The 24,238-nt window shown below is 71.3% G+C and carries 21 protein-coding genes and 2 pseudogenes; 15 read left to right on the top strand and 8 right to left on the bottom strand.

Going from position 1 to position 24,238, the window contains the following annotated elements:
- Nucleotides 1-59: 59 nt before the first annotated feature.
- Nucleotides 60-2,663 (top strand): ABC transporter permease, encoded by a 2,604-nt coding sequence (locus ACWCXH_RS30775; protein WP_449804762.1) that lies wholly within the window; start codon nucleotides 60-62, stop codon nucleotides 2,661-2,663.
- A gap of 319 nt (nucleotides 2,664-2,982) precedes the next feature.
- Nucleotides 2,983-3,726 carry an SDR family oxidoreductase gene (locus ACWCXH_RS30770; RefSeq protein WP_449804761.1) on the top strand — a complete coding sequence of 248 codons (744 nt, stop codon included), beginning with the start codon at nucleotides 2,983-2,985 and terminating at the stop codon, nucleotides 3,724-3,726.
- A gap of 31 nt (nucleotides 3,727-3,757) precedes the next feature.
- Here ACWCXH_RS30770 and ACWCXH_RS30765 read toward each other — a convergent pair whose 3' ends face one another.
- Nucleotides 3,758-3,928: a hypothetical protein gene (locus ACWCXH_RS30765; protein WP_449804760.1), complete on the bottom strand. Its 171-nt coding sequence runs from the start codon at nucleotides 3,926-3,928 to the stop codon at nucleotides 3,758-3,760.
- A gap of 114 nt (nucleotides 3,929-4,042) precedes the next feature.
- On the opposite strand from ACWCXH_RS30765, the gene ACWCXH_RS30760 reads away from it, so the two are divergent.
- The 6 genes from ACWCXH_RS30760 (at nucleotide 4,043) to ACWCXH_RS30735 (ending at nucleotide 9,738) form a co-directional block, all read left to right on the top strand.
- On the top strand, nucleotides 4,043-4,795 hold the full coding sequence (locus tag ACWCXH_RS30760) for a DUF72 domain-containing protein (protein ID WP_449804759.1): 753 nt from the start codon (nucleotides 4,043-4,045) through the stop codon (nucleotides 4,793-4,795).
- Between the two features lie 10 nt (nucleotides 4,796-4,805).
- Nucleotides 4,806-5,090: an acylphosphatase gene (locus ACWCXH_RS30755; RefSeq protein ID WP_153465354.1), complete on the top strand. Its 285-nt coding sequence runs from the start codon at nucleotides 4,806-4,808 to the stop codon at nucleotides 5,088-5,090.
- Between the two features lie 614 nt (nucleotides 5,091-5,704).
- The gene (locus ACWCXH_RS30750; protein WP_449804758.1) at nucleotides 5,705-6,418 is read left to right on the top strand and encodes a TNT domain-containing protein; all 714 of its coding nucleotides are present in this window, start codon (nucleotides 5,705-5,707) and stop codon (nucleotides 6,416-6,418) included.
- Nucleotides 6,419-6,827: 409 nt separating this feature from the next.
- Entirely contained in the window at nucleotides 6,828-7,361 is a 534-nt protein-coding gene (locus ACWCXH_RS30745) for a hypothetical protein (RefSeq protein ID WP_449804757.1), read from the top strand.
- Between the two features lie 10 nt (nucleotides 7,362-7,371).
- Nucleotides 7,372-8,382 (top strand): hypothetical protein, encoded by a 1,011-nt coding sequence (locus tag ACWCXH_RS30740; protein ID WP_449804756.1) that lies wholly within the window; start codon nucleotides 7,372-7,374, stop codon nucleotides 8,380-8,382.
- 21 nt (nucleotides 8,383-8,403) lie between these two features.
- A complete protein-coding gene (locus tag ACWCXH_RS30735; protein ID WP_449804755.1) occupies nucleotides 8,404-9,738 on the top strand; it encodes a Dyp-type peroxidase in 1,335 nt (444 codons plus the stop codon).
- Between the two features lie 186 nt (nucleotides 9,739-9,924).
- On the opposite strand, the pseudogene ACWCXH_RS30730 reads toward ACWCXH_RS30735, so the two are convergent.
- A pseudogene (locus ACWCXH_RS30730) lies at nucleotides 9,925-12,255 on the bottom strand (glycoside hydrolase family 31 protein); the annotation flags it as partial.
- 388 nt (nucleotides 12,256-12,643) lie between these two features.
- The gene (locus tag ACWCXH_RS30725) at nucleotides 12,644-12,856 is read right to left on the bottom strand and encodes a hypothetical protein (protein WP_449804754.1); all 213 of its coding nucleotides are present in this window, start codon (nucleotides 12,854-12,856) and stop codon (nucleotides 12,644-12,646) included.
- Nucleotides 12,857-13,207: 351 nt separating this feature from the next.
- Here ACWCXH_RS30725 and ACWCXH_RS30720 point away from each other — a divergent pair, with 351 nt between their 5' ends.
- The 3 genes from ACWCXH_RS30720 to ACWCXH_RS30710 are packed head-to-tail and all read left to right on the top strand — an operon-like array spanning nucleotide 13,208 to nucleotide 16,214.
- Complete coding sequence (locus tag ACWCXH_RS30720) at nucleotides 13,208-14,467, top strand: extracellular solute-binding protein (protein WP_449804753.1); 1,260 nt, start codon at nucleotides 13,208-13,210, stop codon at nucleotides 14,465-14,467.
- A gap of 17 nt (nucleotides 14,468-14,484) precedes the next feature.
- Nucleotides 14,485-15,396: a carbohydrate ABC transporter permease gene (locus tag ACWCXH_RS30715; RefSeq protein ID WP_449804752.1), complete on the top strand. Its 912-nt coding sequence runs from the start codon at nucleotides 14,485-14,487 to the stop codon at nucleotides 15,394-15,396.
- Nucleotides 15,393-16,214 carry a carbohydrate ABC transporter permease gene (locus ACWCXH_RS30710; RefSeq protein ID WP_449804751.1) on the top strand — a complete coding sequence of 274 codons (822 nt, stop codon included), beginning with the start codon at nucleotides 15,393-15,395 and terminating at the stop codon, nucleotides 16,212-16,214. The genes ACWCXH_RS30715 and ACWCXH_RS30710 overlap by 4 nt, the downstream gene beginning before the upstream one ends.
- A gap of 37 nt (nucleotides 16,215-16,251) precedes the next feature.
- Here ACWCXH_RS30710 and ACWCXH_RS30705 read toward each other — a convergent pair whose 3' ends face one another.
- The 3 genes from ACWCXH_RS30705 to ACWCXH_RS30695 form a co-directional block, all read right to left on the bottom strand.
- Entirely contained in the window at nucleotides 16,252-17,010 is a 759-nt protein-coding gene (locus ACWCXH_RS30705; RefSeq protein ID WP_449804750.1) for a DeoR/GlpR family DNA-binding transcription regulator, read from the bottom strand.
- Between the two features lie 215 nt (nucleotides 17,011-17,225).
- Nucleotides 17,226-17,984 (bottom strand): maleylpyruvate isomerase family mycothiol-dependent enzyme, encoded by a 759-nt coding sequence (locus tag ACWCXH_RS30700; protein WP_449804749.1) that lies wholly within the window; start codon nucleotides 17,982-17,984, stop codon nucleotides 17,226-17,228.
- Between the two features lie 34 nt (nucleotides 17,985-18,018).
- Nucleotides 18,019-19,350, bottom strand: coding sequence for an aldehyde dehydrogenase family protein (locus ACWCXH_RS30695; protein ID WP_449804748.1), 1,332 nt, complete (start codon nucleotides 19,348-19,350; stop codon nucleotides 18,019-18,021).
- A gap of 170 nt (nucleotides 19,351-19,520) precedes the next feature.
- Between ACWCXH_RS30695 and ACWCXH_RS30690 the strand changes: the two genes are divergently transcribed.
- From ACWCXH_RS30690 to ACWCXH_RS30680, 3 genes are all read left to right on the top strand, one after another.
- Nucleotides 19,521-20,177: a TetR/AcrR family transcriptional regulator gene (locus tag ACWCXH_RS30690; RefSeq protein WP_449804747.1), complete on the top strand. Its 657-nt coding sequence runs from the start codon at nucleotides 19,521-19,523 to the stop codon at nucleotides 20,175-20,177.
- A 127-nt stretch (nucleotides 20,178-20,304) separates the two neighbouring features.
- Nucleotides 20,305-20,499 (top strand): DUF1918 domain-containing protein, encoded by a 195-nt coding sequence (locus tag ACWCXH_RS30685; protein ID WP_449804746.1) that lies wholly within the window; start codon nucleotides 20,305-20,307, stop codon nucleotides 20,497-20,499.
- 50 nt (nucleotides 20,500-20,549) lie between these two features.
- Nucleotides 20,550-21,215 (top strand): DedA family protein, encoded by a 666-nt coding sequence (locus ACWCXH_RS30680; RefSeq protein WP_449804745.1) that lies wholly within the window; start codon nucleotides 20,550-20,552, stop codon nucleotides 21,213-21,215.
- On the opposite strand, the gene ACWCXH_RS30675 is transcribed toward ACWCXH_RS30680, so the two are convergent.
- Entirely contained in the window at nucleotides 21,212-21,952 is a 741-nt protein-coding gene (locus ACWCXH_RS30675) for a PIG-L deacetylase family protein (RefSeq protein WP_449804744.1), read from the bottom strand. The genes ACWCXH_RS30680 and ACWCXH_RS30675 overlap by 4 nt on opposite strands.
- A 182-nt stretch (nucleotides 21,953-22,134) precedes the next feature.
- On the opposite strand from ACWCXH_RS30675, the gene ACWCXH_RS30670 reads away from it, so the two are divergent.
- Complete coding sequence (locus ACWCXH_RS30670; RefSeq protein ID WP_449804743.1) at nucleotides 22,135-24,090, top strand: FUSC family protein; 1,956 nt, start codon at nucleotides 22,135-22,137, stop codon at nucleotides 24,088-24,090.
- 7 nt (nucleotides 24,091-24,097) lie between these two features.
- Here ACWCXH_RS30670 and ACWCXH_RS30665 read toward each other — a convergent pair.
- A pseudogene (locus ACWCXH_RS30665) lies at nucleotides 24,098-24,238 on the bottom strand (IS481 family transposase); the annotation flags it as partial.

Here is a 24,238-nt window from a genome sequence, read left to right as displayed (position 1 = left end):
TCCACCGCACACTTCCCACCGCGTCTCACCCGCCGCGTACCTCCAGGACTGACACCACCATGCTGCGTACCGCCCTGCGCAACGTCCTTGCGCACAAAGCCCGATTGATGATGACCGTGCTCGCGGTCCTGCTCGGCGTCGCGTTCGTCTCCGGCACCCTCGTCTTCGGCGACACCACCGCGAACGCCTTCCGCAACGCCTCCGCCCAGAGCCTCAAGGGCGTCGCCGTCGCCGTCCAGGCGGGGGAGTCTCCCGGCGACGAGGCTCAGCCGTCCCCCGGCGCCGACACCGCCGGCGGCAAGGACGGCGGGCGCACCTCTGTCCTCGACGCCGCGCTGGCACAGGAGATCCGCGCACTGCCGGGCGTCGACTCGGTGCGTCCCACCGTCAACGGCCAGGCCACACTGGCCGGCAAGGACGGCCGCCCGGTCAACGCCGACAGCAGCTGGCAGAACCTGGCCACCAACTACCTGCCCGGCAAGGACGGCAAGGACGACCACTTCCCGCTGAAGGATGGCCGCGCCCCCGCCGCCGAGGACGAGCTGGCTCTGGACGCCACGACCGCCGAGAAGGCCGGCTACCGCGTCGGTGACACCGTCCGCTTCGCCACCGACGGGCCCGCGCTGACCAAGAAGCTGGTCGGCATCGTCACCACCGACGACCCGCGCGTCACTGCGGGCGGCACGCTGACGCTGTTCGACACCACGACCACGCAGAAGCTGTTCCTCGCCCCCGGCCGGTTCGACGCGATAGCGGTGGCGGCCAAGCCCGGCACCGACGAGCGCGCGCTGACCGCCCGGGTGCAGTCCCTGCTTCCCGCCAAGGGCGCCCGGGCCATCAGCGGCGCCGACCTGGCCGCCGAACAGTCCAGGCAGATCGCCGAGAACACCACGCGGCTGACCAAGACGCTGCTGGGCTTCGCGGGCATCGCGCTGTTCGTCGCAGTGTTCATCATCGTCAACACCTTCACCATGCTGATCGCCCAGCGCAGCCGTGAGATCGCCCTGCTGCGGGCCGTGGGCGCCTCACGCCGCCAGGTCGTACGCTCCGTCCTCATCGAGGCCGCGCTCGTCGGACTCGGAGCCTCCGCCGCCGGATTCGCGCTCGGCCTCGGCATCGCCACCGCCCTGCACCCGTTGCTCACCACAAGTGGCGCCGAGTTGCCCGACGGCCCCCTGGTCATCTCGCCCACCGCCCCGCTGGCATCGCTGGCGGTCGGCGTCGCCGTGACCGTCCTGGCCGCCTGGCTGCCGTCCCGCAGGGCCGCGAAGATCGCGCCGGTCGCGGTGCTCAGCAGCGCCGGCCTGGCCCCGCCCGCCCACACGCTGAAGGTCCGCAACGTCCTCGGCACACTCCTGACCGGACTCGGTATCGCGGTCATGCTGTACGTCTCCACGCTCAAGGGGAGCAAGGAGTCGAACCTGATGGCCGCGATGCTCGGCTCCGCCCTGACCCTGTGCGGCATGATCGTCCTGGCCCCGCTGCTCTCCCGGCCGCTGATCACCCTCGCCGGCAAGGTCACCGCGCGCTTCTTCGGCGTCAGCGGCAAGCTGGCCAAGGAGAACGCCCTGCGCAATCCGCGGCGCACCGCCGCCACCGCCTCGGCCCTGATGATCGGCCTCACCCTGATCACCGGCCTCGCCGTCGGCGGGTACTCCACCCAGCGAGCCCTCGACGAGGAAGCAACCCAGGGCCTGGCCGCCGACTTCAAGGTTTCCAACAGCACCTACCGCGGCCTCGACACCGCCGCGGCCGACGACATCGCCGAACTGCCGGGAGTCGCGGCGGCCGCCCCCGTCACCTCCGCGAACTTCGACACCCAGGGCGCTTTCGCCACGATCACGGGCACGGACCCGAAGACATTCGGGAAGGCAGCGGACCTCAAATTCCAGACCGGCTCGCTGCGTGACGTCGGCCCCGGGAGGATCGCGGTCTCCGACGAGTTCGCACGGCAGGCCGGACTGCATGTCGGCGACACGATCGACGCCGACATGAACACCAGAGGGGGCACGCCGAACAAGAAGAAGCTGACAGTCGTCGCCGTCTACGCCAAGACCCGTGCCGCGTACGACGCGCTGGGCACCGTGGCCGACGTCCTCCCCTCCACCGACACCCACAAGCTCGACCACGTCCTGGTCAAGGCCGAGCCCGGCAAGGCCGCAGGACTGGAGCCCAGGATCCGCCAGGCGCTCGGCAACAGCCCGCTGCTGGAGGTCCAGACCCAGGAACAGCTCATCAAGGCCGGCAGCGGATCCATGACGACCGTCCTCAACATGCTGTACGGGCTGCTCGCGATGGCCGTCGTCATCGCGGTGCTCGGCGTCGTCAACACCCTCGCCATGTCGGTCTCCGAGCGCACTCGCGAGATCGGGACGCTGCGGGCCATCGGCTTCGACCGCTCCGGGATCAGGCAGATGGTCCGGCTCGAATCGGTGGTCATCTCCCTCTTCGGCGCCCTGCTCGGGATCGGCACGGGCACCTTCCTGGCCTGGGCCGCGGGCAGCCTGACAACGGCGTCGATGCCGCTGTACGAGACGGTCCTGCCCTGGGCCCAGCTCGGGCTCTTCCTCGCGCTGGCCCTGCTGATCGGAGTGCTCGCGGCCATCTGGCCGGCCCGCAGAGCCGCACGGCTGAACATGCTCCGGGCGATCCGGGCGCACTAGCCGGCCGAACGCGAAGAGACCTTCCCCAACGCCCGGCCTGGGGCCCTGTTCTCCGACGCCGCCGACTATCGCTTCCGCGTACGTCCCGCGAGGATCCCCTCGGAACACTCCGACTCGCTCTTCGGCATCGGCACCGACGAATACGCGTTCACCTGCACGTTCTCGGCACCGACCGAGCCCGACGCCGATGGCGGTTCCGTCCGGCTGCGTCGAGATCCATTCGCCCAGGGTACGTCGCGCGCCGTCATGCGCCTGGGACATGACGGCGTGCGGAACAGGTCTTGGACAGGGTGTGCGGGTGGATATTTGACTTGAGGGCATGACCACTTATGACGGCAAGAAGATCGTGATCACGGGCGGGAGCAGCGGTATTGGCCTGGCTGCGGCCCGGTTGTTCGCGGACGGTGGGGCGCACGTACTGATCACCGGCCGTACCCGATCCACCCTGGACGCCGCGCTGGAGCAGTTGGGGGACAAGGCGATCGCCGTCTGCAGCGATGCCGCGTCCCTGAAGGACATCAAGGCGCTGGCCGGCACGGTCGAGGAGCGGTTCGGCGTGGTGGACGCGCTGTTCGTCAACGCCGGCGTCACTGCGTCCGCGCCGTTGGACTCGACGACGGAGGAGATGTACGACACGCTGTTCGGCGTCAACGCCAAGGGCCCGTACTTCACGGTGCAGGCGTTGGCGCCGCTGTTGCGCGAGGGAGGCGGCGTGGTCCTCACCACGTCGGTGGTGAACGTCCTGGGCCTCGACGCGCTCAGTGTCTACTCGGCGAGCAAGGCAGCCCTGCGGTCGATGACGCGCACCCTGGCCCGCGAGCTGCTGCCGCGCAAGGTGCGCGTCAATGCCGTGAGCCCCGGGCCGATCGACACGGGCATCCTGGACCGCTCCGTGCCTGCCGACGTCGTCGAGATGATGAAGGACACCTACCGGAGCACGAACCCGATGCAGCGCCTGGGGGCGTCCGAGGAAGTGGCCGCCGCGGTGGCGTACTTGGCGTTCGGTGCGACCTTCACGACGGGAGCGGAGTTCCCTGTCGACGGAGGGGGTTCGCAACTCTAGGTGCGCTGACCGCCGAGGTTCGCCGGGTCGTTCAGGCCGCGGCGATCTCGGCCTCGCGCAGAACAGCGCGCGCCGTCGCGGTCGGCGGGCGGGCCCATGCCCCGGGGCCGGTGAGCTGCATAGCGCCATAGCCGAACCGGGTGACGGTCAGGTCGCCCAGGTTCCAGGTGCCGCCGGGAGGCGTCGCGGAGAACGTGCTCATTCTCTGCCTTTCGTGTCAGCGAGGTGGTGGTGCCTGTCGGCGCCCTGCACCATCATTGGTGAGTAGTGATCTTCATCGAGCGCCCGGTCCGGCAGATGGGTGTTTGCTGGAGATATGTCGGTGATCGTCGGTACCTCGGGTTGGCAGTACGACGACTGGCGCGGGGTGCTCTATCCGGAAGGGACACCCAAGCGACGCTGGCTGGAGGAGTACGCCGAGCGGTTCGCCACGGTGGAGAGCAATGCCGCCTTCTACCGTTTGCCCTCGCCGGACACCTTCGCCGACTGGCGCGCCCGTACCCCAGAGGGCTTCGTGTTCGCGGTGAAGGCCAGCCGCTACCTCACCCACATCAAGCGCCTGCGCGAGCCGGCCGAGCCGGTCCAGCGGCTGCTCACGGCGGCACAGGGGCTCGGGGAGCGGCTCGGCCCGGTGCTGCTCCAGCTGCCGCCCACGCTGCACGCGGATGCCGAGCTGTTGGACGGCTGCCTGGCCGCCTTCCCCGCGGGCGTGCGGGTCGCCGTCGAGCCGCGGCACCCGTCCTGGTGGACGCCGGAGATCCGTGCGGTGCTGACGGGCCGGGCCGCCGCACTGTGCTGGGCGGACCGGGAGTCACGCCCGGTCACCCCGCTGTGGCGGACCTGCGAATGGGGCTATCTCCGCTGCCACGCCGGGCGGGCCCGGCCCTGGCCCCGGTACGGACGGCAGGCGCTGGCCGGCTGGGTGGGCCGAATCGCCGACAGCTGGGCGGACTCGGCCGAGGTTTACGTGTACTTCAACAACGACCTGGGCGGTGCGGCCGTGCTCGACGCCAGCGCGTTCGCGGCCGCCGCCGCGCGGGCAGGCCGTACCGTGACCCGGACACCGTAGGGAGTGGGCGATGATCCGCAGCCGAGTGATCGTCTCCGGCGAGGTGCAGGGGGTCTTCTACCGCGACACGTGCCGTCACGAAGCAACCGCGCAGGGCGTGCGGGGCTGGGTGCGGAACCTGCCGGACGGCACCGTCGAGGCCGTGTTCGAGGGGAGCTCGGCCGCCGTCCAGCGGCTGGTCGAGTGGACCAGGCAGGGGCCGCCACTGGCCATCGTGGACCGGGTCCTCGTCTGGGAGGAACAGCCCGAGGGCCTGACGGGCTTCGAGATCCGGGCCACGCCCTGGCGCGGCTAGGAGCCCTCCGGCCGAGGTCAGGGCTCCGGACCTTCCACAGCCACTGACGTCCGGCACCGCAATGATCACCAGCCGCTGATCCCGTCCGGCATCAACGGCTTGACCGGATGCCCCAGCAGCCAAGGGGGCCGAATCCCGCGGTCGGCCCTGCCGCGGTACGGAGCCAGGCAGTAGTACGTCCCACACGGCGGGCCTGTGCCCGCCCTCGTCCACCGCCCCCCGATCCGATAGGCGGCGGTGGCGGCACCCCGTCGGAACCCCGCCGACCGGTCGAGACGGTTCAACATTGCTCCCCTTTGAAGACGTGAGGGAAGCTCATGTCAGCCCCGTGCCCCGGAACTCCAGAGGCAACCAGCCGTCATCGCAACGGTGTTGTTCCGTGCCTCAGGAACTGCATCCGGCAACGGAGGCCGCGGGAGGTCCTGCTACCACCGCTGCGTGGGAGCGGGACACACGGACCCGTCGACTGCTCCGTCCGAATGCCGTGCGCGCAGCCACTCCCCGGGTTGCCCGCGTACCGAGCGGTACGAGTATGCAATGACCGTGCCACGCACGTCCGCTGTCGCTGCGTCGCACCTCTCGCATCCCTCCGTCTGCCCCCCTGGAGCCCATCCATGCGTTCGCTCAGGCTCATCGCCCTGCCGCTGGCCGCCGCCCTTCCGCTCACCGTGATGGCCTCGGCCGGCGCCGCCGCCGCCGCGCCGGACCGGTCGGTGTCGCACCGCACGCCTCCGCCGTCCGACTGTCCGGACCTCCTCCCGCCGGAAGACCCGACCGTCTACTACTGCGGCCGGTCCGAGCTGGGCCCGGCCGAACTACCGACGACCGGACCGGTGGCGACACTGCTGAACCACTACCACCGCTTCGGGGGCCTGCAGCCGACCCAGTTCCTCAGCTGGTACCGCGACGGCACCCAGTGGAAGTACCCCGGCAACCGGGGCTTCGCGGAAAGCAACGGCATCCTCGACATGCACGAGCAGACGATGGACGTGGGTCAGGCCCTGGACCGCTTCGGGGCCGAGACCGGCGGTTTCCTGGCGACCGGCGGGACTCCCTACGCCAAGCGCGCCCTGCCGCCGGACTCGCTCAACGGCCCCGGGAACGGCTACCACTGCTACGAGGTGAACCGCCCCTTCAACGTGCAGGCGGGCCGGATCGCGGCCGGCTTCAACCAGCCGGGGTTCGGCCACCAGCAGTGGCTCGACCCCCAGTTCAAGCCGTCCGACTTCACGGACGCCGAGCGCTACAACGTCGCCAACCTCCTCAAGCACGAGTACCTGAAGGTCGCCGAGCCCGAGCGCTGCGTCAGCACGGGCCACAGCTCCTGAACCCCGGCCGACGGGGGCATCGCCATGACCCGCGGAGGCGCACTCCAGCCCCGGGCCAGTCGGCCAGGTCCGGCGAAGGGCTCTTGATCGGCAGTTCGCGGTGGTACGCGGGCATGGGCCGGCCTCTCGGAGGACCGCGATTGGGCGCGGCCGTCGAATGACAGTTCGTTCGCCGGGCTTCGGCCCATGCGAAGTTGTCGAGGAGGGATCAGGTGCAGTAGCCGCCGACATCGGCGCCCTCGGCGATGGCGGTGGCGCCGAGGGCACCGAGGTGGTCGGCCGTGAAGTCGATACGGGAATCGAGCGCCCTGCGAGGAGACGCCCCTCTTCTCCCTGCTCGGCAGGCGGGCTCAGTGATCGGGCGGGAAAATGGATCCGTCCCGGCCGCTGAACGGCGGGAGGAGTGGGCATGGAAATCAAGCCGCAGGCGGTCGTCCTCCCCAAGGAGACGGATCATCTCGAACAGGGGAAGTACGGTCCCGTGTTCCCCAGGACCCCGGCGTGCTACGGGTTCACCATCATCGCGCGGGTCAAGCCCGGCCACTCCGATGCGATGCGCCAGTACGGCCACCGACTGGCCGAGGCGCTCGAACAGGATCCGTACCTCCTCGCACCGTTGAAGCTGCACTACCTGCGCTGGGTCCTCTTCGACGACGACACGCGCTTCATGTACCAGGGGACCTTCGACACCGACTTCGACAAGTACACCGAGGACGCCGTCGCGCTCTTCTCGAAAGCAGGTGTGAGCACGGCGTTCGAGCATCTGGAGGGATTCCCGGAGGACTGGCGGACCAACCCGGAGGCGTTCGTCAGGTTCGTCCGTGAACACCACTGCCCGAGCTTCATCGAGTACGGAGAGTATCCGTACGTGACGGCTGACGAGATCAAGAAGGCTTTGCGGATCAAGGGCGCTCTGTCGGAGATGCTCGACCAGATGCAGTGAGGGCTGGGCGATGAGCGAGGCCGAAACCGCGCGGACCTACAACCAGCGGCACATCCCCCGGAAACACACCCCTGCCAGGCGGCGTGCGAGCATCTACGTCTCGTGGAGCTATCCCGCCGAGGCCGGCCGGAACGCGGCCGAGCTGGACAACCGGTTCTCCACGATGACCGAAGTCAGGCGGGTGGCGTGGCCGGCGTACGAGGACCCGAAGTGGTCCGACCCCTATCGGTTCCAGCAGACCATTGCGGGCTCACTGGAGTTGTTCTTCTGGGCCTGGGTGCCGTTCCAGGACTTCGTCGAGGAGGTGACCGGGCATCCCGTGCCGGTCTACCAGCGCATCGACCAGGCCGGTTTCCACACCCCTCTCGATGAACGGGTGCTCGACGACACGGACGTCCTGTTCGTCTTCGGACTGGACCACATGATCACCGGGCAGGAGGCGCAGCCCGGGGAGATCGAGGCCCTGCGGGCCTTCCTCGCCCGGGAGGACGCCCGCCTCGTCCTGGGGCCCCACCACGACGTCGGTGCGTCGGACGACCTGTCCGAGCGGGAGACGGAGTACCTCCACCACGGCGATCCCCTGGTGCCGCGCCAGCAGCGGTTCGCCACCTACGTCAGGGACGTGATGAAGGGCCTGGGCGTGCCGGTCATCAATCGCTACGGACTGCGCCCGGCGACGGATGCGGACGGCCGGATCGCGCCACTGTCCACATTCGGGGACATGGACGAGAGGGGGTGGCTGCGAGGGGTCACGAACTTCAACTTCCACATGCACCTTCCGCACTACGCGGTGACGACCGAGGAACCGAAGGACATCCATGTGCTGGCCCGACAGCCGATCGACACGTCCCGGCCCCATCCGTTCACCGATGCCGGGAACACCGAGTTCAACATGTTCCTGTGGATGCCCCCGTGCGGTGACCGCGCGGCAGACGTGCTGCTCGCCGATTCGACGATCTTCAGCACGCTGTTCGGCGCCGACGACAGTCTGCGCAACTTCTGGCGCAACCTCGTCTCGTAGCCATGCCGTCAGGAGCCCGACGTGAGCGCGCCCACGGACACCGGACTGGAACTCGACGACATTCAGCGCGGGATCCTCAGCCCGCGGCCGACCCCGTACGCGGCGACGTACCTGCTCTTCCGCATCGACGACCGGGCCCAGGGCCGGGAGTTGATGAGGCGGGCGAGCCTGGCAGTGACCTCCGCGGCCGACTCGTCCAGCCCCCTCGGGGACGCCTGGGTCAGTGTCGCCGTCACGTACTGGGGCCTGGAGGCACTGGGGGTGCCGCGCGCCTCGGTGGAGACGTTCGCGTGGGAGTTCCGGCAGGGAATGGCCGCCCGCGCCAGAGCGCTGGGCGACGTGGGCGCGAGCAGCCCGCAGGAGTGGGAAGCACCGCTCGGCACGCGCGACGTCCATGTGGTGATCACGGCGGTCGCACCCGACTCCCCGCGCCTGGAGGCGGCCATGGGCCGCGTCCGACCCGCCCACGACCGCCTCCCCGGCGTGACGGCGATCTGGCGGCAGGACTGCTACGCGCTGCCCTCCGGGAAGGAGCACTTCGGCTATCTCGACGGCGTCAGCCATCCGGCCGTCGAAGGCAGCGGCATCCCGGGGTCGAACGAGCTGGAGGTGCCGTTGAAGAGCGGAGAGTTCGTCCTCGGATACCCGGATGAGATCGGGGGTGTGGAGACACCGCAGCCGACCGCGCTGGGCCGCAACGGCAGCTACGCGGTCTTCCGCAAACTCCACCAGAACGTCGCCGAGTTCAGGCGCTACCTGAAGGACAACTCCACCGGCGCCCAGGACGAGGAACTGATCGCGGCCAAGATCATGGGTCGCTGGCGCAGCGGGGCCCCGCTGGCCCTCGCCCCGCACCACGACGACCCGGCACTCGGCGCCGACCCGCACCGCCGTAACACCTTCCTGTACGCGCAGGACGATCCGACGGGATTCATCACCCCCGGCGGCTGCCACATCCGCCGGGCCAACCCGCGCGATGCCTCGGTGGCCGGGCAGGTGCGGCTGCACCGGATGATCCGGCGCGGCGCCGTCTACGGTCCCGCGCTGCCCGAGGAGGCGTTGGAGGACGACGGAGTGGACCGCGGTCTGATGTTCGCGTTCATCGGCGCCCATCTGGGGCGGCAGTTCGAGTTCGTCCAGTCGGAGTGGATGAACGACGGCGTCTTCTTCGGGGCGGGCAACACGAGGGACCCCGTCGTCGGATCCGCGGACGGGGAGACCTGCTACACCATTCCCCGGCGGCCGTTGAGGCGCCGCCTCTCCCCGCTGCCCCGGTTCGTCGTCACCCGAGGAGGCGAGTACTGCTTCCTGCCGAGCCTGAGCGCCCTGCGCTGGCTCGGGGACCTTCACGACTGACCGGACGGGGTGGGCGGCCGGCGCGGGCTGCCCGGCGTTCCGCCGATCACCATGCGGAAGGTCCGGGCGAGCCGGTCCTCGGGGGAGCCGGCGAGCAGCTCGGTGGCGGGGGCGGGATCCGGGGGTGTTCGGAAAGGGGCGAGGACCCGGAAGCCCTCGCCCCTGCGCCCGGTACGATCCCGCTCAGCCCGCCAGCGGACCGGCCCCCGCCAGCAGCAGCGAGAAGCCGCAGTCCGTCGGCTGCTTCGGCGTCTTCACGTGCACCACGCCCGCCGCCGCGTCGTAGAACCACCCGGCGTCCGCAGCGTCCAGCCCGGCCTGTGAGGAGTATCCGTCCAGCGTCGAGTGGTCCAGGAGCACCGCGCCCGGCCCGGCGCCCGCGTGGACGGTGAACTCGTAGGCGCGGGCGGCCGGTTTGCCGGTGTAGTCGCCCACGCTCGGGCCGACCTCGACGGTGGTCACGCCGTGGCCGCTCCCGACCGAACGGACCGTGACCTCCTGGGTGGCACCGGCGCCCTGCTCGTGCGCGCGCGTCGTGCCGTCGTCCTCGTAGAGCGTGAACGAGGACGGGCCCTTGGCGTACACGTCGTAGGACAGCCGGCCGGTGTCGCGGGTCTCCCACGAGAGCGTGCCCTGCGGCCACATCGGCACGACGGCGCCGGCCCGGACGAACAGCGGCAGCGTGTCCAGCGGCGCCCGGTACCCGTTGATCGTCGTCGGCCCCTGGTACGTCTTGCCCGTCCAGTAGTCGACCCACGTGCCCTTCGGCAGGTAGATGCCGTTGCGGACGGCCGAGTCGTCGTAGACCGGGGCGACCAGGAAGTCGCTGCCGCTCATGAACTCGTACGTCGCCGCGTCGCCCCAGGCGTTCGGGTCGTCCGGGTACTCCAGCACGAGCGGCCGCACCGCGCCCACGCCGGTGCGGTGGGCCTGCTCGGCGAGCGTGTAGAAGTACGGCAGCAGGCGCTCCTTGAGCTGCAGGTAGCGCCGGTTGATCGAGGTGTACGGCTCGCCGGCCCGCCACGGCTGCTTGTCGGCGGCCGCCCAGCCGTCCATCGTCATGATGGCCGGGACGAAGGTCTTCCACTGCAGGTCCCGGGTCTCCACCTTCGGGTCGCTGCCGAAGATGCCGCCCACGTCGCCGGTGTCGTAGGCGATGCCGGACATGGTCGCGCCCGCGTACGTCGGGATCTGCCAGCGCACGTAGTCGTACGTACCCTTCTGGTCGCCGCTCCACAGGACGCCGCAGCGTTGTGCGCCGGCCCAGGAGACGGGGAGCCAGACGAAGCCGCGGGCATCGCTGTTCTGCTCGATGCCGTCCTTGGCCTTCAGGCAGCCGTCCAGCGCGAACTTGTACCCGGGGCCGACCCAGGCGACGTCCAGCTTGCGCACCCGGACGCCCGCCTTGACCTCCTCGCCCTGGTTGGGCAGGCCGGTCGAGGTCCACAGGCCGAGCTGCATGTGGTGCTCGCGCAGCCCCTGGCCGGTCTGCTGGAGGTTCTCGTAGCCGCAGCCGTAGCCGTCGTTGACCAGCATCCAGCCGAGCGGCTGCTGGTTGGCGGTGTAGCCGTCGGCGACCTTGAGGGCGTCGAGGGTGTGCCGCTCGCCGCGGTTGGCGTTGTGCAGGTAGCAGTCGGAGTCGCCCGGTTCGAGGCCGTAGACGGGCGGCATGAAGGGCTTGCCGACGAGGTCGGTGTAGGCGCCGATGATCTTCTTGAGGTCCGGGCCGTAGAAGTAGTAGCCGTCGAAGCGCCGTTCGCGCTCGGAGGTCCGCACCGGATCGCCGAAGGTGTACGTGCCGGGGGCGTAGGTGTGGCGGAAGACGCCGTAGCCGGCCGAGGAGAGGTAGAAGGGCTGGGAGTTGTTGAAGCCGCCCTCGTTCCAGTTGTAGTCGTTGGCGACGTGGACGGTCTTCCCGCGGTGCGAGAACGAGCCGTTCTGCTCGCCGGCGCCGTAGAACTGCTCCTGCGGTCCGCGGGCGAGGGTCTGCTCCATCGCGTCCTGGGTCCAGGTGAGGCCGCGGGTCTCCTCCCAGACGCGCTTGGTGTCGTCGTCGGTGTACAGCGCGAAGCGCAGCGGCTGCTTGTATGCGCGGAGGGTGAGGTGCTCGGAGCTGATCGCGTAGTAGTCGCCCTCGTCCTGTTCTTCGACGGTCTTCAGGGTGGGCGGAGTTGTCGCGATCATCTCGCCGACGGGCGGCGCGGTGAAGGTGCCGTCCGGGCTGAACTGCAGCCGGAAGGCGTCCTCGGTGGTGAAGTCGACGCGGGCGGCGGCGGTCCCGGCCCGGATCAGGTAGCCGTCGCCGTCGCGGGCGATGCCGGTCGCGTCGCCGACGGTGGTGGGCTCGGGGAGCAGCGCGGTGGCGGTGTAGGCGGAGTTGGTGACGGAGTAGGGCACCACCAGGACCTGGTAGGTGCCCGAGGCGTCGGGGATCACGGCGGTGGTGGGGACGGCGCCCGTCTGGTTCTCGGCGACCTTGCGGCCCGCGCCGTCGTAGACGTAGAGGTCGAACTCCATGGTCGGATCGGGCCAGCTGATCGACACCGGCACGCCGCCGTCGGGGTGGCCCTGCCAGTAGCCGGCGGGGACGTCGACGGTGAGCGAGAAGCGGTCGCACACCTTGCCGTCCGGGTCGGCGGCGGCGCTCGGGCAGTGCGCGGGGTCGGGTACCGCGCCGGTGGCGTAGGCCGGGCTCTGCCAGGTCACCGTGCGGTGGCCGAGCGAGAGCGTGCCCGCCGGGGGCGTCGCGGCGCGGGCCGCGGGGACGGCACCGAGCAGCGCGCACAGCAGCGCGAGCACGGTGGTCAGGATGCCGCGCGGGCGCGGGCGCCGTAAGCGTTGGCGCATGGACGTGTCACCTTCCGTTCTCCGGTGGGGCTCCCGCCGGGGCGATCCGGACGGGGCGTCAGGCCTGGGCCGCCCTGAGGACGGTGAGCAGACGGGCGACCTCGGCGGCCGGCGCGGCGCGGCCGGCGCCGAGGTGGCGACGGGTGTCCACGAGCCGCACGTCGCCGGCGAGGGCACGCTGGACGGAGGCGGTGAACACCCGGTTGAGCAGGGTGGCGATGGTGACCTCGGTGATCCCATGCTCGACGTGACTCGGCTCGACGTGACTCACAAGGGCCTCCCCGTCGGCGACTCCCGCAACACCTCTGCTCGAATTTGCTGCAGTTCACATACAACAGCTCAATATTGAGCAACCGGCGGCGAGGCTACACGCAGATCCGCGCACGCGGAAGACCGCCCGCCACCCATTCCGCACCACCGCGCACCACCGCGCACCACCACCAACTCCATGGCAACACTTCGATAACGCGCCTGTCGCACCCGCCCCCGAGGGTGCACACTCTGGGCACATCACTGATCGAAACTGATCACCAGTCACTACAACCACACAGCTTCACGCAGTACGTCCGACCCCCACGGGGCCCGGCCGGAAGCCGGCCCCTTCACCTAAGGCGGTCCCGGAATGAAGCGGCCCCTCCTCGCCCTCTCGGCGGCCACCCTGGCCGGCACGCTCGCCCTGTCCGCGTGCAGCAAGGGCTCCGGCTCCGGCAGCACCTCCGCCGACGGAGTCACCACGATTCGGTTCGTCGCCGCCGACTACGGCTCCAACGGCCAGAACCCCACCCAGGCGTACTGGCAGAACGTCATATCCGCTTTCCAGCAGCAGAATCCGAAGATCCGGGTGGACCTTCAGGTCATCAACTGGAACGACCTCGACACCCAGGTCAAGACCATGGTCCAGAACGGCGACCAGCCCGACCTCCTGCAGACCGGCGGCTACGCCGACTACGCGAAGAACGGCATGCTCTACCCGGCGGGCGACGTCCTCTCCCCCGCCACCGCCGACGACTTCGTCCCCGCCCTCGCGAAGGCCGGCGTCCAGGACGGCACCCAGTACGGCGTCCCGTTCGTCTCCAGCGCCCGGATGTTCCTGATCAACAACACCCTCTTCCGCAAGGCCGGCCTCGACCCGGCCAACCCGCCGAAGACCTGGGGCGACGTCACCGCCGCCGCCACCGCCCTCAAGAAGGCGGGCGTCGAGGTGCCGCTGGGCGTGCCGCTCGGCAAGGAGGAGGCACAGGGCGAGTCCTTCATCTGGATGCTCGGCAACCACGGCGGCTACCAGGACGCGAGCGGCAAGTACACCATCAACTCCCCCGCCAACATCGCCACGTTCACCCAGCTGAAGGCCTGGGTCGACGCGGGCCTGACCGAGCAGAGCCCGGCCGCCGTCAACCGCACCGACCTCACCAAGGACTTCGCCTCCGGCAAGGTCGGCATGCTCAACGGCATCCCCACCCTGCTGAACGACGTCAGGAACATGGACGTCACCTGGACCGCGATGCCCGGCAAGGACGGCACCAGCCCGTCCACGCTCGGCGTGGCCGACTGGGTCATGGCCTTCAGGAAGGGCGGCCACAAGGAGCAGATCAGGGCCTTCCTCGACTTCGCCTACGGCAAGGACAACGCGGTGAGGTTCGCCAAGGAGTACAGCCTGCTGCCGGTCACGAAGTCCGCGCTCACCGCCCTCCAGGCCGACCCCGACGAGCAGGCGCTCGCCCCCTTCCTCCGGATCCTGCCGACCGCCGCCTTCTACCCGCTCAGCGACCCGACCTGGCCCGGCGTCTCGGCCCAGGTCAAGACGCAGATCGGCACCGCCGTCAGCGACCCGGGGAAGGCGCTGGACGCGCTCCAGCAGACCGCCCTCCAGGCCGGCCAGTAGCCGCCGGGAGACCGACCGTGCCCCGCGCCCCGATCCCCCGCTCCCCCCTGCGCCGCGCCCCGCTCCGCCGCGTCGGCCCGGTGCTCTGGCTGGCGCCCGCCGTGCTGCTGATCCTCGCCGTCGTCGTCTGGCCCGTGGTCGAGATGGTCCGCACCTCGCTGCGGCGCATCGACACCACCGGCACCGACCACGGCCCCGCCGGCCTGGCCAAGTACCGCAAACTCTTCGCCGACCCCCGCCTGCCCGAAGTCCTCGGCTGGACCGCCGTGTGGACCATCGCCGTCGTCGGCCTCACCATGCTCCTCTCCCTCGCCCTCGCCCAGCTCTTCAACCAGAACTTCCCCGGCCGACGGATCACCCGCTGGGCCCTCATCGCCCCCTGGGCCGCCTCCGTCCTCATGACCGCCATCGGCTTCCGTTGGATGCTCGACCAGGTCGCCGGTGTCCTCAACCGCCTCCTGACCGACCTCCACCTCACCGACCACCCCCAGGCCTGGCTCGGCGACGCGGGGCACGCCAAACCCTGGCTCATCACCGTCGCCGTCTTCGTCTCCCTCCCCTTCACCACGTACACGTTGCTGGCCGGCCTCCAGACCGTCCCCGCCGACGTCCACGAAGCCGCCCGCGTCGACGGCGCCACCCCCTGGCAGACCTACCGCAGAATCACCCTCCCCCTCCTGCGGCCCGCCTTCCTCGTCGCCCTCGTCGTCAACCTCATCAACGTCTTCAACTCCTTCCCCGTCATCTGGGGCATGACCCAGGGCGGACCCAACGCCGACACCGCCACCACCACCGTCTTCATGTACATGCTGCGCGGCTACGACGTCGCCGAATCCGCCGCCATGTCCGTCGTCAACTTCGCCGCCGTCATCGTCCTCGTGCTGCTCTTCCTCCGAGTCAGCCGCTGGAACTCGGAGGAGAACCCGTGAAGCGCTCCGGCGCCCGGACCGTCCTGCTGACCGCCACCGCATGGGCGTTGGCCGCGCTGTTCCTGCTGCCGTACCTGGAGATGCTCGTCACGGCCGGCCGCCCGGCCGGCGAGCTGCGTGACAACGGCTACCTGCCGGGCCACTTCGACTGGTCGTCCTTCAGCGCGGTCTGGCGCGACACCACGCTCGGCCAGAACCTCCAGGTCACCCTGGTGGTCGCGGGCGGTTCGACCCTGCTGGTGCTGCTCGTCGCGCTGCCCGCCGCGTACTACACGGCGCGGGTCCGCTTCCGTGGGCGCAAGGCGTTCCTGCTGCTGGTCCTCGTCACGCAGATGTTCCAGCCCACCGCGCTCCAGGTGGGCCTCTACCGGGAGTTCTACACCCTCGACCTGCTGGACACGATCCTCGTCCTGGTCCTCGCCAACGCCGCGTTCAACCTGGCGTTCGCGATCTGGATCCTCAGCGCCTACATCTCATCCATCCCGGTGGAGCTGGAGGAGGCGGCCCGGATCGACGGCACCGGCCGGCTCGGCGCGCTGTGGCGCGTCACGCTGCCGCTGGCGCTGCCAGGCGTGGTGACGGCGGTGATCTTCACGTTCATCGCGGCCTGGAACGAGTTCATCATGGGCCTCACCCTGACGACCTCCCCGGACCGGCAGCCGCTGACCGTCGGCATCAACAACATGATCGGCGCCTACAGCGTGCAGTGGAACCAGGTCTTCGCCGCGTCGCTCGTGGCGATCGTGCCGGTCGTCGTCCTCTTCGCCGTCATCGAGCGCCACGTCGTCTCGGGCCTCACCGCCGGCTCGGTCAAGTAGCGCTCACATCACGCCGGCTGGAGCACACCCGCAGTCATCACACCCGAAGGACGTGCACCCCGCAGTCCGCGACGGCCTTCTCCTGGGCGTCCGTCATCCCGGCGTCCGTCACGAGGTCGTGCACCTCGGCCAGCGGGCAGATCGACGCGAAGGTGACCCGGCCGACCTTGGTACTGTCGGCCAGGACCACCGACCGCGCGCTGCTGCGCAGGAACGCGCGGTCGGTCTGGGCCTCCATCTCGTCGTGCGTCGTGCAGCCCTCGTGTGCGGTGAGGCCGTCGACGCCGACGAACGCGACGTCGAAGTGGTAGTTCGAGAGCATCCGTTCGGCCGCCGGGCCGATCAGCTCGTAGCTCGCCGAGCGGGCGATGCCGCCGATCACCACCAGGCGGATCTCGGGGCGGACGATGAGCTCGGCCGCGATGTTGACGGCGTTGGTCACGACGGTGACGCCGCCGCGCTCGGCCAGCACCCGGGCCAGCTCGCTCGTCGTCGTGCCGCCGGTCAGGCCCACGACGGCGCCCTCGGGCACCAGCTCGGCCGCGGCCCGCGCTATCCGCCGCTTCTCCTCCTGCTGCTTCTCGCTGCGGTGCCGCAACGGCAGTTCGAGGTTGACCGCCCCGGTGACGGCCCCACCCCGGGTGCGGTGCAGCAGCCCCTGGTCGTGCAGTTCCTGGAGGTCCCGGCGCACCGTCGCCCCCGACACCCCGAGCAGCTCGGCGAGCGCATGCACATCCGCGCTCCCTACCTCCGAGATGTGGGACAGGATCCGTGCGGCGCGATCAGCTTTGAGCATGACCGGAGTGTAGCTCCCGACCCCCGATACCCACGGATTCCTGGGGGACTTCCGGGTCACCCGCCGCTCGGCCCGGAAGGACCGGCCTGCTCGAAGCTGCGCAAAGTTGCCATGCACCGATCAATAGCGAGCAGTACAGCCGCCCCGGGCCCTCCTACCGGCCCGGGGCGGCTGTTCGCGCTCGCCGGCGGCGCCGAAGCCGCCCGCCGCAACGGTCAGAACGCGGAGTTGGCGAACCAGAGCGCCAGCAACTCCTCGTCGCCGTCGACGGTGACACCCGCCGACGCGCGGTCGATGCGGCCGTACAGGAGGAGCAGCAGGTCGGCGGCGGTGGCGGAGACGGTCGCGTCGGCGGAGGCGTCGGCGTCCGCGGGGTCGAGGCCGAAGCCGTCGGGGCGCAGGCGGACGAGCCAGGCGCCGTCGCCGTCGGTGCGCGCGAACCGGATGGTGCGGTTCTCGGCGCGCAGGTTGGCGGTCCCCGGGGCGAAGAAGACCGCGCGGGGCAGGTTGGTCAGGAACTCGTCGACGCCGTCGGCGGCGAGGTCCGGCGCGATGTCCGCCTTGACGCCGAGTGCGAGTTCGGCGTCGACGCGGTGGACGAGGGTCTCGAACAGCATCCGCCGCACCCAGAAGCGGGCGTGCTGGTCGACGCCCCAGGCCCACATCGGGGCGTCGAGGTCGGTCGCGGCGAAGGTCTCGCCGGCCTCGGCCGCCGCGTCGGCCAGCCAGTCGGGGTACGCCTCGGGCTGCTCGGGGAGCCTGAGGTCGACGTCGCGACTGGTGGGCGGCTCCTGGATGCGCCGGCGGAGCAGGACGGTGAACCAGCGCTGGACGCTGCCCGCGTGGCGGACGAGGTCGGCGAGGGACCAGCCGGGGGTGGTGGGCACCGGGACGGACGGATCGGCGCCTCGGACGGCGCCGACGAAGCGGGCGGTCTCGGCGGCTACGGCGGCGCTGTGGTCGAGCGGGGTCATCGGTGTGGACTCCAGGGGGGATCGGGGGCAGGACTCACACGAGGGGCTTGTCGACGACGGCCTTGAGGTGGCTGAACGTGTCGATCGAGTACTCGCCGTGGTAGCGGCCCATGCCGCTCCCGCCGACGCCACCGAACGGCAGCTCGGGCATCGCCAGGTGGTAGACGGGCAGGCCGAAGGTGAGCGCGCCGGAGGACGTCTCCTCGGCGAGGCGGCGCTTGGTTTCCGCGGACTCGGTGAAGGCGTACAGGGCGAGCGGCTTGTCGCGCTCGTTGATGAAGGCGATCGCCGCGTCGAGGTCGGGGACGGTGAGGACGGGCAGGATCGGGCCGAAGATCTCGTCCCGCATCACCGGGGCGGTGGGCTCGACGTCGGCGAGGACGGTCGGGGCGAGGTAGCGGGCCGCGCGGTCGCGGGTGCCGCCGGTGACGGTCCGCCCGTCGCCGAGCAGCGCGGTGAGGCGGTCGAAGTGGCGGTCGCTGACGATCCGTCCGTAGTGCTCGGCCGTGGCCGGGTCGTCGCCGTACAACTCGTGGACGGCGGCGGCGAGTTCCTTCTCCAGCCCGGCCGCGGTGTCGCCGATCGCGAGCACGTAGTCCGGGGCGACGCAGGTCTGGCCGGCGTTGAGGAACTTGCCGCGGGCGATCCGTCGGGCGGTGACGGCGAGGTCGGCGCCGGGCTCGACCACGACCGGGCTCTTGCCGCCGAGTTCGAGGGTGACCGGGGTGAGGTGCCGGGCGGCGGCGGCCATGACGATCCGGCCGACCGTGCCGTTGCCGGTGTAGAAGATGTGGTCGAAGCGCTGCTCCAGCAGGGCGGTGGTCTCCGGGACGGCGCCCTCGACGACGGCCACGGTCTCGCCGAGGTAGCGCGGCAGCAGCTCGGCGAGGGCCGCGGAGGTGGCGGGGGTGAGCTCGCTGGGCTTGACGACGGCGGTGTTCCCGGCCGCCAGGGCGCCGACCAGCGGCGCGAGGGCGAGCTGGAGCGGGTAGTTCCACGGCGCGACGATCAGCACCACGCCGAGCGGATCGCGGACGACCCGGGCCTCGGCGGGCCGGAAGTGCTCGGGGACGGCGGCCGGCCGCGGGCGCAGCCACTCCTCCAAGTGCGCCGCGGTGTGGTCGAGTTCGTTGAGCGTGAAGCCGATCTCGCTGCGGTAGGCCTCGGCGGCGCTCTTGCCGAGGTCGGCGCGGAGGGCCTCCTGGAACACCTCGGCCTGCTCGGTGAGCAGGGCGCGCAGCGCGGCGAGCCGCTCGAGGCGGCCGGCGAGCGGCCGGGTGCGGCCGGTTTCGAAGGCGGCCCGCAGCCGGGCGACCACGGCGGGGGCGTCTTCGGAGGCGGCTGACGGTTCGGACAGTGCGGTCATGGGGTTCTCGCGGTCCTTCGGGATGGCTTGCGCACATCGATGTTTCATCACTTGAAGCAATACCGACGCTAGACGTGAAAGGTTGAGTTTGTCAATCATTTCCCCCGGGTCGTGCGCCGGCCCCGCCGCTGATTCGCCCCTGCCAGGCCGGATGCGGCACAGTGACCCCTATGAGCGCGAGCACGAGGAGTCACCTGCCCCCCGGACGGCGCAAGCCCGTCCAGCAGCGCAGCCAGGAGCGGTACGGCCGCATCCTGGACGCCTGTGCCGGGCTGCTCGACGAGGTCGGTGCGACCGCGCTCACCACCAAGGAGGTCGCCGCCCGCGCCCAGGTGCCGATCGGCACGCTGTACCAGTTCTTCGCGGGCAAGGAGGACCTGCTCGCCGCGCTCGCGAGCCGCAACCTCGACCGCTACCTCCAGCGCCTGGACGGCCGGCTGGTGGAGGCCGCCCCGGTCGGCGCGGCCCGGTTCACCGACCTGGCGGTGGAGGAGTTCGTCGCGATGAAGCGCGCCGTGCCCGGCTTCGGACAGCTCGACTTCGGGCTCGCCGGCGCCACCGTCCCGTCCGGCGTCCGCGACGACCGCCACCTGCTCGATGCGGGCGTGGACAACAACACCGCCGTCGCGCTGCGGCTCCAGGCGCTCGGCGGCGAGCTGTTCGCGGCGAGCGACCCCGCCACCCTCACGCTCGCCCTGCGGGTGGCCCTGGAGGCCGCCGACGCGGTGCTCAAACTCGCCTTCCGCGGCGACCCGGACGGCGACCCGGCGCTGATCGCCGAATGCAAGCGGTTGGTGCGCAGTTACCTGGCGGAGCAGCTCGCGTAGCACTCTACGGGCCCGCACGGATCCCCCGTCCCGACCGCCCGAGGCGTTGCGAGGCCGCTCCCCGCGCAGCACAGTGGAAGGCAGACGGGCCGCGCTCGCGGCCGCCACGACTCCGAGGAGCAGACCAATGCACGCAGCTGTAGGTGACCAGCTCCACATCCACAGCAGATCGGTGGGCATGACGGACCAGAAGGGCGAGATCATCGAAGTTCGCGGCACCAACGGCGAGCCGCCCTACGTGGTCCGCTTCGACGACGGCCACACGGGGCTGATCTACCCGGGCCCCGACTGCAACATCGAGCCCTCCAAGCCGGTCCGCTGACCGACGCACCCGCCGCCCCGCTCCCGACCAGGGCGAGGTGGTGAGGAGCGGTGTCCACCCCCTCTGCCCCACTGCCCGGGGCACTCGCCGGGCTCGCGCCACTGCTGGACCACTACGGGTACCTCGCGGTGGCGCTGCTCGTGCTGCTCGACAACTGCGGCATCCCGGTGCCCGGGCAGACCATCCTGATCCTCGCCTCCGTCTACGCCGGCAGCGGGCACCTCGACTTCGCCGCCGTCCTGGTCATCGCCTTCGCCGCGGCCTCGCTCGGCAACTCCCTCGGCTACCTGATCGGCAGCACCGGCGGGCGCGCGTTCGTCCACCGCTGGGGCCGGTACGTACTGCTCACGCCCGCCCGGATGGAGCGCGCGGACGGCTTCTTCGCCCGGCACGGCGGGAAGGTCGTCGCGGTGGCCCGGTTCGTGGACGGGCTGCGCCAGACCAACGGCATCATCGCCGGCACCACCGAGATGCCGTGGCGCCGCTTCGCCGTCTTCAACCTCGTCGGCGCGGCGCTGTGGACCGGCGTGTGGGGGACGTTCGGGTACGTCGCCGGCGCCAACATCGGTTCGGTGTACCGGACGGCGATCCGCTACCAGCTCTGGTTCGCGATCGGCCTCGGGGTCCTCGTGACCGCGTTGCTGGTCCGCCAGGTGGTGCGCTACCGGCGCCGGCGCCGCGAGGACGCCGACGCCGGCGGCACGGAAGAGCGCTAACCCAGCGGGAACACCTCGAACGGCACCGCGAGGCGCACCCCGAGGCGGCTGCCCGCGTCGCGGCCGAAGCCCTCCAGGAACTCGCGTGCGTCCGCCATCGCCCCGCCCAGCCCGGCCAGGTACGCCTTGTGCTCCTGCAGCGAGGCGACGCCCCGTTCGAAGGTGTCGGTGGTGTCCACCGCGTGCCGGCTGTCCGGCGAGGCGGCCGCCCAGACCTGCCGGACGCCGTTCCACGGCTCGTACCCCTCCGCCGCCAGCTCGCGGAACACCCACCGGTTGCCCGCGTCCCGGACGGCGTCCAGGGTCGCCCGGCCGACCGCGACGTGATCCGCCTGGTTGGGGATCGTCCCGCCGTACGTCTCCCGGAAGTTGCTCGTGATGACGATGTCCGGCCGGTGCCGGCGCACCGCGCGGGCGATGTCGCGGCGCAGCGGCAGCCCGTACTCCAGCATGCCGTCCGGGTGGCCGAGGAACTCGACGGTGTCGACGCCGACCACGGCCGCGGAGGCGATCTGCTCGGCCTCGCGCAGCGGCCCGCACTCCTCGGGGCTCATCGAGTCGATCCCGGCCTCGCCGCTCGTGACCATCACGTACACCACCTTCTTGCCCTGCCCGGTCCAGCGGGCGACGGCGGCGGCCCCGCCGTACTCCATGTCGTCGGGGTGCGCGACGACGGCGAGGGCCGTCCGCCAGTCCTCGTCGACGGGCTCGTACGGCTCGGGTGCCTGCTCGCTCATGGCGGTGATGCCTCTCGGTGCGACGCTGCTTCGAACGGTCGTTCCCCCCGACTCTAGAAGACGGACCGTCAGCACGTCTCCGTGCACGAGCTCGCCCGGCACGTCCACGACGGGGGCGTCCACTTGCCGGAGAACACCGCGCCCCAGGGGCCCGGCCCGGCGCTTCGCCGTAGGTTCTTCCTATGGCACGCCGCTCCCGAACCGCCCGGCTCGCCCCGCCCGACTGGCTGATCGCGGGCCTGCGGCCCGTTCGTGCGCCGATCCCGTGGGCCGCCGCGGCCCGGGCCTCGATCGCGCTCGCCGCGCCGCTCGCCGCCGGGACGGCCGCTGGACGGCCCGGGTACGGCGCGCTGGTGTCGCTGGGCGCGCTGTCCGGCGTCATCGGCGACACCGCGGACGCCTACCGGATGCGGGTGTTCAACATCGCCGTGCCGCAGCTGTTCGGCGCCCTCGGCGTACTGCTCGGCACCCTGGTCTTCCGGGAGGGCTGGACGGCCGTCGCCGCGCTCACCCCGATCGCGCTGGTCTCCGGCATGATCTCGTCGATCGGCGCGGTCGCTTCGGTGTCCGGGCTGCTCCTGCTGCTCAACGCCGTGGTCGGCGCGGGCCTGCCACTGCCGTCCCCCTGGTGGCTGCCGCCGCTGCTGCTCCTGACCGGTGGCGGGGTGGTGCTCGTCCTCACCCTGCTCGCCTGGCCGCTGCGCGGCGGCACGCCCGAGCGCGTGGTCGTCGCCGGAACGTACCGGGCCGTCGCCGACCTCCTGGAGGCCACCGGCTCCCCCGGCTACGACGCGACGCGCCAGGCGCTCACCCAGTCGCTCAACCAGTCCTACGACCTCCTGCTCGCCCGCCGCGCCCGGCGGCACGGCCGCTCGCGCACCCTCGTCCGGCTGCTCGCCCAGCTCAACGCGGTGATCCCGGTGGTCGAGGCGGCCTCGGCGGCCCAGCTGCGCCCGAGCGACCTCGGCCCGCTGCCGGCCGCCTACCCGGCGGCGGTGCGGCGGCTCGCGGACGCCGTCGAGGCCGGCCGCACCGGGCCGGCCCCGGCCCTCCCGCTGCCCGTACCCGCCGGGCCGTCCTCACGCGCGCTGAACGAGGCCATCGGGCACGCCGCCACGGTCGTGCAGGAGGACGAGCCGGACCCGTACGCCACCGCCGACCGACTCGGCCGTCCCGCAGGCCTCCGCGAGCGGGCCCGGCGGGCGGCCCGGGCACTGCTGCTGTCCGGCGCGTCCTGGCGGTACGGGCTGCGGCTCGCGCTGTGCATCGGGCTCGCGCAGGTGCTGGTGTCGGTGATCGCGGTGCCCCGCTCCTACTGGGTCGCGCTCACCGTCACGTTCGTCATGAAACCCGACTTCGGCTCGGTGTTCTCCCGGGCGGTGCTACGCGCGCTCGGCACCGCGGCCGGGCTGCTGATCGCGATACCCGTCCTGGCCGAGGTGCCGCACGGCTGGTGGGACGTGCCGGTGATGGCGGCGCTCGCGACGCTGATCCCGGCGATGTCCGCCAAGGGGTACGCGTTCCAGACGGCCGCCATCACGCCGGTCATCCTGCTGCTCTCCGACCTGCTCAACCACCAGGGCTTCCGCCTCGTGCTGCCCCGGCTGGTCGACTCCCTGATCGGCTGCGCCATCTCGCTGCTGGCCGGCTACCTGCTGTGGCCCGAGTCCTGGCACACCCGCATCGGGGACCGCCTGGCCGACGCCGTCGCCGACACCGCCTCCTACGTCTCGCTCGCCTTCACCACCGACCCCGGCCGCGACGAGGCCGCCCGCGCCCGCTACCGGCGCCGCCTCTACCGGGACCTCTCCGCCGTGCGCAGCGAGTTCCAGCGGGCGCTCACCGAGCCCCCGCCGACCGGCGCCCGGGCGCAGGCGTGGTGGCCGCTGGTGATCGCCGTCGAGCGGATCGTCGACACCACGACCGCGACCCGGGTCCGTGTCGAACACGGCGCCCCGGTGCCGTCCCGGGCCGAGGTGGCCGCGATCACCCGCGAACTCACCGACCTCGCCGAGGCCCTGCGAACGGGCACGGCCCCACCCGAACCCGCCGAGGACGTGCTCACCCCGGACTGCGCCCTGGCCCGCGTCCACCACGAGGTCCACGCCGCACGCTCCATCGCGGCGCCGGTCGCTTAGGCACGCCCTAGTTGTTCTGACCCGTGAGGTTGGGGACGCGGCTGGCGGGTGGCTTGCCTGCGAGTGCGGTGTGTCCGCGGTGGTGATTGTAGGTGTGGAGCCAGTCGGGGTAGGCGTCGCGTCGTTCCTGCTCGGTGCGGTAGGGCCG

The sequence above is a fragment of the Kitasatospora sp. NPDC001660 genome, from assembly GCF_053596725.1.
This window is presented reverse-complemented; position numbering and strand designations above follow the sequence as displayed.

What these genes read in the sequence shown, in the direction of transcription:
- ACWCXH_RS30685 (WP_449804746.1), top strand. Translation starts at nt 20,305, where the DNA reads ATGCACGCAGCTGTAGGTGACCAGCTCCACATCCACAGCAGATCGGTG.
- ACWCXH_RS30690 (WP_449804747.1), top strand. Translation starts at nt 19,521, where the DNA reads ATGAGCGCGAGCACGAGGAGTCACCTGCCCCCCGGACGGCGCAAGCCC.
- ACWCXH_RS30675 (WP_449804744.1), bottom strand. Translation starts at nt 21,952, where the DNA reads ATGAGCGAGCAGGCACCCGAGCCGTACGAGCCCGTCGACGAGGACTGG.
- ACWCXH_RS30770 (WP_449804761.1), top strand. Translation starts at nt 2,983, where the DNA reads ATGACCACTTATGACGGCAAGAAGATCGTGATCACGGGCGGGAGCAGC.
- ACWCXH_RS30745 (WP_449804757.1), top strand. Translation starts at nt 6,828, where the DNA reads ATGGAAATCAAGCCGCAGGCGGTCGTCCTCCCCAAGGAGACGGATCAT.
- ACWCXH_RS30720 (WP_449804753.1), top strand. Translation starts at nt 13,208, where the DNA reads ATGAAGCGGCCCCTCCTCGCCCTCTCGGCGGCCACCCTGGCCGGCACG.
- ACWCXH_RS30695 (WP_449804748.1), bottom strand. Translation starts at nt 19,350, where the DNA reads ATGACCGCACTGTCCGAACCGTCAGCCGCCTCCGAAGACGCCCCCGCC.
- ACWCXH_RS30750 (WP_449804758.1), top strand. Translation starts at nt 5,705, where the DNA reads ATGCGTTCGCTCAGGCTCATCGCCCTGCCGCTGGCCGCCGCCCTTCCG.
- ACWCXH_RS30755 (WP_153465354.1), top strand. Translation starts at nt 4,806, where the DNA reads ATGATCCGCAGCCGAGTGATCGTCTCCGGCGAGGTGCAGGGGGTCTTC.
- ACWCXH_RS30705 (WP_449804750.1), bottom strand. Translation starts at nt 17,010, where the DNA reads ATGCTCAAAGCTGATCGCGCCGCACGGATCCTGTCCCACATCTCGGAG.
- ACWCXH_RS30700 (WP_449804749.1), bottom strand. Translation starts at nt 17,984, where the DNA reads ATGACCCCGCTCGACCACAGCGCCGCCGTAGCCGCCGAGACCGCCCGC.
- ACWCXH_RS30775 (WP_449804762.1), top strand. Translation starts at nt 60, where the DNA reads ATGCTGCGTACCGCCCTGCGCAACGTCCTTGCGCACAAAGCCCGATTG.
- ACWCXH_RS30670 (WP_449804743.1), top strand. Translation starts at nt 22,135, where the DNA reads ATGGCACGCCGCTCCCGAACCGCCCGGCTCGCCCCGCCCGACTGGCTG.
- ACWCXH_RS30760 (WP_449804759.1), top strand. Translation starts at nt 4,043, where the DNA reads ATGTCGGTGATCGTCGGTACCTCGGGTTGGCAGTACGACGACTGGCGC.
- ACWCXH_RS30765 (WP_449804760.1), bottom strand. Translation starts at nt 3,928, where the DNA reads ATGAGCACGTTCTCCGCGACGCCTCCCGGCGGCACCTGGAACCTGGGC.
- ACWCXH_RS30740 (WP_449804756.1), top strand. Translation starts at nt 7,372, where the DNA reads ATGAGCGAGGCCGAAACCGCGCGGACCTACAACCAGCGGCACATCCCC.